The sequence below is a fragment of the Staphylococcus sp. Z5-21 genome, from assembly GCF_056529615.1.
The window spans coordinates 626,761-639,047 of sequence record NZ_CP096462.1 but is presented as its reverse complement, the minus strand read 5'-3'; the positions used below and the strand labels follow the sequence as shown (position 1 = coordinate 639,047).

The 12,287-nt window shown below is 34.2% G+C and carries 12 protein-coding genes and 1 riboswitch; of the genes, 2 read left to right on the top strand and 10 right to left on the bottom strand.

What is annotated here, in order from left to right; genetic code table 11:
• Positions 1 to 39: 39 nt before the first annotated feature.
• The 3 genes from M1D64_RS02955 to M1D64_RS02945 all read right to left on the bottom strand — a co-directional run bounded on the left by M1D64_RS02955 (position 40) and on the right by M1D64_RS02945 (position 1,981).
• Positions 40 to 231, bottom strand: a complete 192-nt coding sequence (locus M1D64_RS02955) for a hypothetical protein (protein ID WP_002482539.1) — start codon at positions 229 to 231, stop codon at positions 40 to 42.
• 4 nt (positions 232 to 235) lie between these two features.
• A complete protein-coding gene (locus tag M1D64_RS02950) occupies positions 236 to 880 on the bottom strand; it encodes an HAD-IA family hydrolase (protein ID WP_002482538.1) in 645 nt (214 codons plus the stop codon).
• A 186-nt stretch (positions 881 to 1,066) separates the two neighbouring features.
• A complete protein-coding gene (locus tag M1D64_RS02945) occupies positions 1,067 to 1,981 on the bottom strand; it encodes a bile acid:sodium symporter family protein (RefSeq protein ID WP_037537856.1) in 915 nt (304 codons plus the stop codon).
• 257 nt (positions 1,982 to 2,238) lie between these two features.
• On the opposite strand from M1D64_RS02945, the gene M1D64_RS02940 reads away from it, so the two are divergent.
• Positions 2,239 to 2,769, top strand: coding sequence for a hypothetical protein (locus M1D64_RS02940; RefSeq protein ID WP_002482536.1), 531 nt, complete (start codon positions 2,239 to 2,241; stop codon positions 2,767 to 2,769).
• A 261-nt stretch (positions 2,770 to 3,030) separates the two neighbouring features.
• Here M1D64_RS02940 and M1D64_RS02935 read toward each other — a convergent pair whose 3' ends face one another.
• Positions 3,031 to 4,617, bottom strand: a complete 1,587-nt coding sequence (locus M1D64_RS02935; protein WP_041079148.1) for an alpha-glucoside-specific PTS transporter subunit IIBC — start codon at positions 4,615 to 4,617, stop codon at positions 3,031 to 3,033.
• Positions 4,618 to 4,832: 215 nt separating this feature from the next.
• Here M1D64_RS02935 and M1D64_RS02930 point away from each other — a divergent pair, with 215 nt between their 5' ends.
• The gene (locus M1D64_RS02930; protein ID WP_002482534.1) at positions 4,833 to 5,600 is read left to right on the top strand and encodes a MurR/RpiR family transcriptional regulator; all 768 of its coding nucleotides are present in this window, start codon (positions 4,833 to 4,835) and stop codon (positions 5,598 to 5,600) included.
• Between the two features lie 90 nt (positions 5,601 to 5,690).
• On the opposite strand, the gene M1D64_RS02925 is transcribed toward M1D64_RS02930, so the two are convergent.
• The 6 genes from M1D64_RS02925 to M1D64_RS02900 form a co-directional block, all read right to left on the bottom strand.
• Positions 5,691 to 6,197, bottom strand: a complete 507-nt coding sequence (locus tag M1D64_RS02925) for an SRPBCC family protein (RefSeq protein ID WP_075339857.1) — start codon at positions 6,195 to 6,197, stop codon at positions 5,691 to 5,693.
• 363 nt (positions 6,198 to 6,560) lie between these two features.
• Positions 6,561 to 7,853 (bottom strand): Na+/H+ antiporter NhaC family protein, encoded by a 1,293-nt coding sequence (locus M1D64_RS02920; RefSeq protein ID WP_194379130.1) that lies wholly within the window; start codon positions 7,851 to 7,853, stop codon positions 6,561 to 6,563.
• A 115-nt stretch (positions 7,854 to 7,968) separates the two neighbouring features.
• Positions 7,969 to 8,069: riboswitch (SAM riboswitch) on the bottom strand.
• A 130-nt stretch (positions 8,070 to 8,199) separates the two neighbouring features.
• The gene (locus M1D64_RS02915) at positions 8,200 to 8,811 is read right to left on the bottom strand and encodes a flavin reductase family protein (protein ID WP_041079152.1); all 612 of its coding nucleotides are present in this window, start codon (positions 8,809 to 8,811) and stop codon (positions 8,200 to 8,202) included.
• Positions 8,812 to 9,014: 203 nt separating this feature from the next.
• Positions 9,015 to 9,896 (bottom strand): SDR family oxidoreductase, encoded by an 882-nt coding sequence (locus M1D64_RS02910; protein WP_002482530.1) that lies wholly within the window; start codon positions 9,894 to 9,896, stop codon positions 9,015 to 9,017.
• Positions 9,897 to 9,976: 80 nt separating this feature from the next.
• A complete protein-coding gene (locus M1D64_RS02905; protein ID WP_002482529.1) occupies positions 9,977 to 11,101 on the bottom strand; it encodes an amidohydrolase in 1,125 nt (374 codons plus the stop codon).
• Positions 11,101 to 12,279 (bottom strand): SulP family inorganic anion transporter, encoded by a 1,179-nt coding sequence (locus M1D64_RS02900; RefSeq protein WP_069821535.1) that lies wholly within the window; start codon positions 12,277 to 12,279, stop codon positions 11,101 to 11,103. Before M1D64_RS02900 ends, M1D64_RS02905 begins: the two co-directional genes overlap by 1 nt.
• Positions 12,280 to 12,287: the final 8 nt, after the last annotated feature.

Here is a 12,287-nt window from a genome sequence, read left to right as displayed (position 1 = left end):
AAAGGCTGCCGTGTTTTAACACGACAGCCTTTTTTAATATCAAAATTGATTTTGTAAGACAAAATAATAAAGCGCTGCTGCGCCTAATAAATAAACTAAAGTACCCACCATAAACGAACGGAAATGAATATGAAACGGTATCTTTTTATTAAAAATAGGTCCTAGTACTAAATTACCAATCGCTAATACGATAGGTCCACCTAAGAAAAACAATATCAAATAACCATTCATAGTATTAACCCCTATTATTTTCAAAACATAATTTTATAATCTCTTCTGCAGATAAATCTTTTCCTATATAAGCAACCTCATTAAAATCTTGTAATTCTGTCATCTCGTTTGTATTAACAATGACATCTAATCCTGCGGTAACAGCAGCCGTGGCACCATTAACAGAGTCTTCTAACGCAAGACAATTCGTAGGATTGTAATTTAGTTTTTGCACTGCTGTTAAATATGGATCTGGATTCGGTTTAATTGCTGCAACATCCTCACGTCCTACAATAATATCTATATAAGCATCTAAACCTAAGTTTTTAAATGTTGGCAGAATATCTTCTCGATAACTACTTGTTGCGATTGCCATTGATATATGGCGTTGTTTACAATAATCCATTAACTTTTGTACAGATTCAATAATCGGTAAATCCACACTTGTTTCATGATGCTCTTCATAAATTTTATTTTTATTGTCAATACCAAGTACTTCCTCTAAATAATTATGTAATGCGGTTGCAGCACCACCAATTGATTGTCGATAATAGTCTAAGCTAATTTCATTTTGCTTATGCTGTTTTAAATGTTTATTGATGATTTCAAATAGATGTTTTTCTGTATCAATCATCGTACCATCAAAATCAAATACCACTGCTTTATACATGAATATGCCTCCAATAATTGCTTCACAATTCAATAATTTAATCGTTTCTATTTAGTACTAGCTTATCATAATTTCAAGTGTAATTAATCTTCTTTATCTTATCAATTTCACACCAAAAAAAGTGGGTACCTAAATTCACTACTTAAAGTCGTAGTGTCATTTGTGTACCCACTGTTGATTAAGATTTTAACGTTTATTCCAGTATTTTGCTAAAATTGGACCTGTAATATTATGTACTAAACTAAATACTGCACCCGGAACAGCTGCTAGCGGACTAAAATGCACAGTCGCTAACGATACTGCCAGACCAGAATTTTGCATCCCAACTTCAATAGATACTGCTTTCTTGTCTGCTTTCTCTAGTTTAAATATACGTGCTAGCGTATAACCAAGTGTATAACCTACTATATTATGCAAGATAACAACAGCAAAGATTAATAAACCAGTTTCAAGAATCTGTGATTTACTCCCTCCAACGACTGATGCTAAAATTAATGAAATAGCAACTACAGATACAATTGGCAATGCCGTAGCAGATTTGGCCGCAAAATTCTTGAATACCTTTTGTAATATAAAACCAATCAATATCGGTATCAATATAACTTGAATGACTGACCAAAACATACTCATGAATGAAACTTGTAGCCATTCATGCGCAAATAAATATATTAATGCTGGTGTCATAATTGGCGCAAGTAAAGTTGAAACACTTGTGATGGCAACTGATAGCGCAACATTCGCATTAGCTAAGTAACTCATAACGTTACTTGATGTCCCTCCTGGACAACAGCCTACTAATATAACACCAATTGCAACTTCTGGTGGTAAATGAAATAATTTTGCTATTAAAAATGCCGTTAATGGCATAATCGTATATTGTAAAATGACGCCAATAATAACTGAACGTGGCGACTGAAATACAATTTTAAAGTCTTTGGGATTAATTGTTAACCCCATCCCCAACATCACAATACCCAATAAATATGGTACCCATCCGCTCAATGTAGCTAACTGTGCTGGAAAAATAAATCCAATAATTGCAGCAATTAACATCCATACTAAGAATGTGTTGGTGGCAAATCTACTAACTTTTGATAACATCCTAAACACTTCCCTCTATGTATTAACAAAGAAAAATGTATCATACTTTAAGCCCTTAAACAACTGAATTTTCTAAATATTCTAATTTTTAAAATACTAGTGTTTAAATTTTTTTAACTTCATTCTATAGACCTAGTGCTTACTGTAAAAAAGAGTGGTACAATCTAATAGAAATATAAATATGTAAAAATTTAAGTGTAATAGAATATTATGATTAATAACGATAAAACACTTTATATAGATATTGGGGGTATAATATGTTTTTAGATAAAACTGAAACGTTTGTGTTAAATATTGAAGGTCTTGGTAAGCGCGTGACGAGAAAGCACTTAACAAAACTTTTAAAACAAATTCACTTTTGTAATTCTTTTAAATTCACTATTTTTAAGAAAAATAATTTATATGCTTTAGAGATAAATTTACCGAAACAACAGCTACCATATTTGATTAGCTTTTTAAGTTTTCATAATTATGCCATCTATCAAATACTAGAAAGTGCACATTCAGATGAACTGTTAGCATTAGATCACTTATTATTATCATCGAAACGTTTTGAATTAGTCGTAGATGGTCTACATGATGCATTTATAAAAGATAAAGTCATCGACATCATGAATTTAATCAATCAAACTGACTATATCTCTTATACCTTCAATAGAAACAAGATAAATGTTTCATGTTCACCTTCTATATTTGCAAAATTAATATATTTAGTTGCAACGCATAATATAGATGTACTCGGAGCAGTATACCAACCAAGACTGATGCATAAAGTAAGAATTTCATAAACTTCACATAAATTTGGAATAAGGATGACATATCGTTTTTTCTAAAATAGCATTGACATGAAATAATTCCAATATAACTAAGTAGAGTCTGAGACAAAAATAGATGTCTCAGACTCTTTTTAATTTAGGCAGTAGATGACTGAAGTGAAAATGCGCTTATATCAAGCTATTTTCAATCCTAGTCATCCTTGCCGGGGTGGGACCACGAAATCTCTATTAGAAAATATGATTTCTGTCCCACTCCCTAAAATCCACTATACTTTACTGCGATTCATTGACTATATTTTCAAAAGCCTCTCTTACTTGTGGCACAGACATACCCACAACGACTTGTACGTTCTTACCACTCTTAACTAATCCATGCGACATTTGGTTATGCGTAAAATACCCACTATCTTCTACTTTCTCTGGATCATTAACAGTCAATCTCAAACGTGTCGTACAATTAGTAACATCTTTAATATTTTCCTTACCACCTAAGCCCTCTAAATAATAAATTGCTTTATCTTCATACTCATTTCCAGTAGATGCAGTTGTTTTTGTTTCTCCTTTTTTATCTTTATAATCATGTTTACTATACAATTTCACATCTTCTTCATCTTTTTTACGACCAGGAAGTGGAATATTGAATTTTAAAATTAAAAATCTAAATAAGAAGTAATATATTGCTGTAAATATAAGACCAATAATTATTTGGAATACGTATGTTAGCCAATGGTTTTGTGCTAAAGGAATCCAGTTTGTTGCGAAGAAGTCTAAAAGTCCCCCGCCAAAATTACCGACAAGACCAAATCCATACATTAATGTATCCATTGTAGCAGCTAATAATGCATGTAATACAAATAAATAAGGTGCAATAAATAAGAATGTAAATTCTAATGGTTCCGTAATACCTACAACGACTGCAGTTAATGTTGCTGGTATAAGTAATGCTGCAATTTTCTTTTTATTTTCTTTAGGTGTCGTAGAGTACATTGCTAAAGCAATACCAATAGCACCAAATACTTTACCATTACCTTGTAGCATAAAGCCATAAGGAAATTGTTCTTTTAATGGTTTCGTACTCTTAGCAAACTCATTGACATGTTCGAACCATTCGGCTTTCAAACCGTGATTAACCACTACTGGGCCGACTTCAATTGGTGCATAAATGAAATGATGTAGGCCAGTTGGAATAAGCACTCTCTCTAAGAAATGGTACAACCATACACCAATATAACCTGAACCTATGATAAATCCTTGTAATGATGAAATGCCTCCTTGTACAGTTGGCCAAATAATACAAGTAATTAATGCAACTGGCAACATAACAAAGAATGAAATCGTAACAACAAATGTCAATCCTTGGAATACACCTAACATTTCAGGAAGACGTTTACTGTAATAGCGATTATGTATCCAAGTTATGATACTGGAGATGATAATACCGCCTAATATGTTTGTATCGAGCGTTTCAATACCAGCAATCGCTTTAAGGCCTGTTACATTTTCAACACCTTTTTCCAAATTTGCGCCAAATGTATGTGGCCATTGCGTAAGTATTGCATTGATAAATGTATTAAACATTAAGTAACCCATTAAGGCAGCTAAGGCAGCGTGTCCCGGTGCTTTCTTAGCTAATGATAAAGGTAAACCTACTACAAAGACGATTTCCATGTGATTAAATATCGTCCAACCACCTGATTCAATCACAGACCAAATCTTAAACCAATTCGTTCCTTCTTCTGCAATACTCCCCATAATTGATGGATTTTTAAATAGTGTTGCAAACCCAAGTACAATACCGAAGAAAGCAAACATTAATACAGGTACGATCATTGCACTGCCAAACCTTTTAATTGCGTTCATAACTATGTTCCCTCATTTCCTATCAGTTCAATTTTCAAAAATTTAAAACATCTATACTTTATTATTATATTCAATCATATTCATTGCTTATGCTTAATATTAAAGGAAACGCTTACATAAAAACAATAGTTTGACGTCATTTGGAATAATTTTGTATAATCAGATTATATTTTCAAAAGTCGAAAATATTTTCATGAAGTGTGAGGTGATTACCATTGTTTTTAGATGAACGCGTCAATAATAACTTTAATAAATTAAACGAAAATGATTTACATATAGCACATTTTATTAATACACATATTAATCAATGTAAAACGATGAAAATACAAGAATTAGCTGCGAATACCCATGCATCCAATGCGACGATCCATCGTTTTACACGTAAGCTTGGGTTTGACGGATACAGTGATTTTAAATCTTATTTAAAATTTGAAACAGAACAATCACATCAGCTACCTTCCGACTCTATTGAAGGATTTAAACAAGAAATTGAAAATACGTTCACTTATTTAGAGCGCATTGATTATGAACTGATTACCGATAAAATTAACCAAGCCGAAACGGTCTATCTATACGGTACAGGTTTAGCTCAGATGAATGTTGCTCAAGAAGCACAACGGATTTTATTAACAATTCATAAGAATATTATTGTCCTACATGATGTTCATGAATTTAAAATGGTCTTAAATAAAGCAACACCGAAAGATATCTTTTTTATCATTTCGCTTTCCGGAGAAACAACGCAACTTTCAGATATCACTAATTTACTGCAACTGCGTCAAAAATACTTTTTCTCAGTAACTACATTGAAAGATAACACGCTAGCACAAAAAGCAAATTATAATATCTATGTTTCGAGTAATACGTTTTATCTCGTAGATGGTATAGATTACTCTAGCTTTATCAGTTATCATATCTTTTTCGAAACATTGCTACGGAAATATAATGAACGCCAAGAAAAAGGCGAACTCAACACACACTAAAAAAAGGACTTACAAGCAATCAATTCATTTAGCATGCTTGTAAGTCCTTTTTTTATTTGTATTAAAATGATATTTTGTCGTTTTTTATAATTATAATTCCGCTTCAAATGTTTCTAATGCAATTTGTAGTTTATCAAATAACATTTCAAAACCATGTGCAGTAGAATCATGGTATTCTTTTTTCTTTTGCTTATATTCTAATGTTGTAAGTCTACGTTCTCTAGGAACATACGCAATATAATTGAAAATCATTTGTGTGATGCCAGGTGCTCTTTCGAATATTTCAACTTCTATCGTATCTTCAGAATCACTTAGCTCTGGCATACCTATGGTCATTACAATATATTCAAAAGGCGTTAACGTACGATATGATCCTTGAATTTTATTTTCTTTGCCTTTTCTTACATCAATAATCATATAGTTTCCATTTTGTTCAGCATCTACTTGTATTGATTTATTTGTTCTTTCTGTTGTCATAAACCATTGTTTAAGAAAACGTTCATCTGTCCACGCTTGATATAACAATTCTGGTTCAACTTTAAATAATCGTTCAAGACGTATCTCAACATTTTCATTCTCTACATTATATTTAGCCACGATGGATTGTTCACCTACTTTCACTCTTATTTCTATTCTAACGCATTATACAAGACTTCTAAACTATAATCATACGAAATATGAGTGGTTTGTATGATTTTATCAAACTTTCAACAACTTTATTTTATCGTTAATAGTCAGTAAACGTCAAAATTTTGCATTCTTAAATCTTTAACAATTAGGATTAAACTTAATAAAGCATCCTGTACTACGCCGTTAGTCTATACTTAAAAAAGAGAGTCAGAAATCAAATAATACATAAGATTCCGCACTCTCTCAATTTATATTAAACTTAACAATTTTGCATGACGACTGTTAATCATCCATACATATGAAATATTCACTTCACATGATTGTTAGGGTTTATTTCTTGTCCAATCTCGGCAATCTAAAGGCGATAGCAATCAGACCACAAATCCCTAATATCATCGGATAAATCGCATACGGTACCAATTCAAACGGTGATATAGATGCCACACCTGCTGCTGCAATAAGCTGTGGACTATACGGTAATAGTCCTTGGAAACAGCTTGCAAACATATCTAGAATACTTGCTGATTTACGCGGATCTACACCATATTCATCTGAAATGTCTTTAGCTAATGGCCCTGCCATTAATATAGAAATCGTATTATTAGCAGTTGAAATATCGGCCACACTCACTAAGCCAGCAATTCCTAGTTCTGCGCCACGCTTAGATTTCACTCTATTACGCACAAAATTAAGTAACCATGTAATACCACCATTGTGTTGTATCAATGCCACTAGACCACCAATTAATAGTGCAATAATGGCAATATCCTCCATGCCAATAATCCCTTTAGAAATAGAGTTTAATAACCCAATCCAATCAAAGGTACCATAAAATAAACCTATAATTGCCGAAAGTATAATACCGCCAATAAGTACAATAATAACGTTGACGCCGAATAATGCGAGTATGAGTACAAATAAATAAGGTACTACTTTTATAAGATCATAATCGTAGCTCTTAGATGCATCAATTTGTGCTCCATTTGTTAAAAACCAAAGTACAATGACAGTAATTATGGCACCAGGTAACACGATTTTGATGTTCACCTTAAACTTATCACTCATTTTTGTTTTTTGAGTTCTTACCGCAGCTATCGTTGTATCTGAAATCATTGATAAATTATCACCAAACATCGCCCCACCTACGACCGTCGCCATAGTGATGGCTGCAGAGACATCCGTTGCTTGGCTTAGTCCAAAGCCAACAGGCGCTATAGCTGCTACAGTGCCCACGGATGTACCCATAGAAAGTGACACGAACATACATATCACGAATAAACCTACAATGATTAAATTCTCAGGAATCAAAGATAGTCCCAAATTCACTGTAGATTTTACGCCACCCATATCTTCAGTTGTTTGCGAAAACGCTCCTGCTAATAAGAAAATGAGCATCATTAGTATAATATTGGAATGTCCTGCACCCTTAGTAAAAATTTCAACTTTCTTTTGAAATGATTCTTTTCTATTTAATACAAGTCCCACAATTGTCGCTACTAGTATCGCAACATTTAGGGGCATTGTAGTGAAATCGCCGGTAATGATACCAACACCTAAAAACATACCCACAAAAATAATTAAAGGTATCAGTGCCCATGCATTACCTTTCTTTGTCTCCTCCATACAAAACCAACTTTCCTTTAAGTTCAAACAGAACATCAATTTTTCTACCATTAAATAAACTTACTCAAATAAAAAACTCTTTCCAATTGAAGAAAGAGTAAACTTTGTACATTTATTCTTATCTTCTAGCATAAATGATGCTACTGGAATTGGCACACGCATAATCATGTTGCCGAAGTATCCACAGGCCAGTCCCTCCACTTCTCTTGATAAGTTATTTAATTTATTTTTCACAGTACAATATTAAATTAGTTTCGTCAATTACTGTTTTAAATTCTTGCTTAAACTTTAACAAATCTTAACAATTAGCTGATGAGCTAATGACTTCAGTCTTATCATTTATAAATTACTCTGTTGGTCGATTAATCGTAAATGATTGTCCTAATGCAGCATAATCATTTCCAGCTAAACGTGCCACAGGCGCTAATGCTTGTGCATCTATTTTACTATCATCAAAGTAAACTGCCTCATCAATGTGATACATCACAACCTCACCAATGATTAAATCTGATCCTTCTTGAGCATCGCCTAATGTAACGATTTGATTTAGTTTGCATTCCATTCGAATTTTGGCTTGTTCCACACCTGGTACAGGCACGACTTCTGATTTCACACATGTCAACTGCGTTCTTTCTAATTCATTTAGTGTTCTGTCTATAGGTGCAGCCGTTTTATTTATTTGTTCTACAGTCATTTCATCTGTAATATGAACTACAAATGAGCCTGTTTCTTCAATATTTAACGATGTATCTTTGCGCTTTCCTTGTGAACGTGCAGTAGAAATCATAATCATAGGAGGTGCGCTGCATACAACATTAAAAAAACTGAACGGTGCAGCATTTAAATTCCCATCTTTATCCTGTGTTGTCACAAATGCAACTGGTCTTGGAATAACACTACCACTTAGTAATTTATAATTCTGTTGTTTCGTTAATGTGTTTGCGTTATATTGTTTCATCCACATTTATACTCCTTTTAAAAATAATAAAAAAGCGAGACAGAAACCAAACATTGAATTTGATTTCTCAATCTCGCCCATATAACGTCGGCTATATGACTCATTGTAATATTCGCTTATCAAGCTAGAAGTCACAGGGTTTAGATGATACAACTTTAATGTGATTGAATCATCTCCACATTAGCTGTGACGTTTCATATAACCTAGTCTAACTGAGTACCACCTGTCACACCATATACTTGACCTGTTGTATAACTGGATTCTTCAGCTGCCAAGTGTACATATGTGCCTGATAATTCTACAGGTTGACCTGCTCTGCCCAAGACTTCCTTTTGTCCAAAGCTCGGAATTTTAGATTGCGGTTGACCACCAGAAATTTGTAATGGTGACCAAAATGGTCCTGGCGCAACACAATTCACACGAATGCCTTTCGCACCGAGTTCTTCGGATAGACTTTTCGTTAATGAAATAATCGCAGCTTTTGAAGCAGCATAATCATGTAAAATTGGGCTTGGATTGTAACCTTGAACTGAAGAGGTCAGCGTAATGGTTGCACCAGCTTGTAAATAATCTACTGCTTTTTGAACTGTCCAAAATATTGGATAAACATTCGTCTCAAATGTTTCTGAAAACGAAGCTGTGTCAAAACCTTTTATGCTTTCTCTATATTGTTGATGACCGGCGACAATGGTTACATTGTCTAACCCGCCAAGTTCGTTGTAAGCTGTTTCAACTAAATCGTAATTAAATTGTTCATCTCTAATGTCACCTGGAATTAAGACAGCTTTTCTTCCTGCTGCTTCAATGACTTGTTGTACTTCTTCTGCATCTTGTTGTTCTGCTGGAAGATAATTAATTGCTACATCAGCGCCTTCCTTAGCGTAAGCAATAGCTGCTGCTCTGCCTATAGCTGAGTCTCCACCAGTAACTAACATTTTATAATCATTTAAACGACCATAACCAGTATAGGATGTTTCACCACAATCAGGCTTTGGATCTAACTTACTTTGTAAACCTGGAACTGGTTGTTCTTGTTTTGGAAAATCTTTATTTGAAAATTTAGTTCTTGGATCTTGACCTGCCATTAAGAACACTCCTTAAATTATGAACTAGTTATTAAATACCCAACATTTCTATTGTCTAATCATAATTTAAGTATATTGCCTTAATTTTCATTCAATAATTTTTGTACAAAAGTAACAAAATAGTCAGGTACTTTTTCTAAAATACGTTCATCTGGGTCATATTTTGGATGGTGCAAATCATATTCACTATTAGAACCAATAAAGACAAATACACTTGGATACTTATTAGAAAAACCAGAAAAATCTTCGCCAATCGTCAACGGTTTATCCATAACACTGACATTGTATCCAACTTCTTTGGCAATTGCTATTGCATCATTTGTTAATTGCTCATCATTAACCACAGCACCAGGCAAGCGGTGATAAGACGTTTCAATGTCTACGCCAAATACTTCAGCAAGTCCGCTTCCAATGGCTCTTAATCTTTCTTCAATCAGTACACGTTTATCTTCATCAAAACTTCTCACAGTACCTTGCACATAGGCTTCGTCTGCAATAACATTCCATGTATTCCCACATGATACTTCTCCAATTGTAACAACTGCATTATCAAATGCTGATAAATTTCTACTCACAATAGACTGAACACTATTAATCAACTGTCCCAATACAATCATTGGGTCGTTACCTTGTTCTGGTTTAGCAGCATGCGCACCTTTACCTTTAATTTTAAATTCGAAACGGTCTACAGAAGATGTGATAACCCCCGATTTAACCGCAAATTCTCCAATATCTAACGTTGGATAATTATGATAACCTAACACGGCTTTCGCACCGTCAATTGCACCTGTATTAGCAACTTTCACTGCGCCATAGCCCAATTCTTCTGCAGCTTGAAAAATAATGCGCACGCGTCCGTTGAGTTGATTTTCTATTTCTTTTAATCTCACTGCGACCCCTAGCACACTAGCCATATGAATATCATGTCCACATGCATGCATCGCACCTTCATTGGTCGAAGTGAATTCATGTTTCACTTGCTCATCTATTGGTAGTGCATCAATATCTGTTCTAACTGCAACGAATTGATCACCTTGTCCAACCTCTGCAACTAGTCCTGTTTCTAATGGTAAATCTAAAACTTTAATATCATATGATGCTAAGATGCGTTTGATACGTTTTGTTGTTTCATATTCTGCATCTGATAGCTCTGGATATTGATGAAATGTTCTTCTCCAATTTATGTAGTCTTCGTATTGTGGCATTATATGTCACGTCCTTTCCTTTTATTAAACCCTTGAATCAAATAGTATAGTAAACTAACAAGCACAACCCCGGCCGCTAGGTTATTCGTACTTAAAATAATCAACATTGTAAGTACAACGATCGCCCCATGCTTTATTGGAGATACCTTAACAAATGAAATCGTTCTCCTATCAAATGTATTAAGGGAAATCGTTATTAATACAGTTGCTAGCACTGCCATTGGTATTTGACCGATAATATCTCCAAAAACGAATAAGCTAATGAGTAAAAAAGCACCCGTGATCAATGTTGATACCCTCGATGTAGCTCCCATCGTTGCATTAAATCGCGATTGACCCACAAGTGCGCTACCACCATAGCCACCAAATAAAGCGACAATTGTATTGGCAACACCTTGCCCTATCGTTTCTTTATTTTTATCACTTTTAGTGGCAGTAACTGCATCCATCATCCGCGCTGTTAATGTCGTTTGTACAACAGCAACAATTGCCATTGTCACTCCATACATGCTTGAAATACCAACGATATGCATATCATACATTGCATCTGGAAATGACAGCATCGGTACATGAATATGCAATGATGCTAAATGGTGTACATAGACAATATCTGGTTTAAGCCACCATGCACATATCGTTAAAATAATAATCGCAATCAATGGTGCCGGCATAAATCTGATATATCTTTGTGCTAACCAAATAATTAAAAAAGATGCGACCGCTATGACATAGGTCGCGTTTGAAATATTTAGTATATTTTTTAGTTGCGATGTAAATAACAATACACCTAATGCATTCATAAAACCTATAACAACACCTGTGGGAATATAATCTAATAATTTATTGATTCGGCAAATACCCATCAAAATTTGTATTATTCCCATAATTAACGTAGCCAATATTACAGCGGGCATACCGTGGCTAGACATAAGCGGTGCGACAACTAAAGAAACACCACTACTTGGTGCTGACACCATTAATGTTCGATTGCCGGTCAAACTTATAACTAACATCATAAGTCCAGTACTTAGCATACCTATGGTTGGACTTACACCTGCAATAAAGGAAAAAGCAATTGCACCGGGTAGTAACGCGAGTGCCAACAAAATACCTGCAAGCATATTGGTGACTAATGCCCCGTGCCACTGATTAAAATAACTTATGTGACGCACATTCATTGTCACCT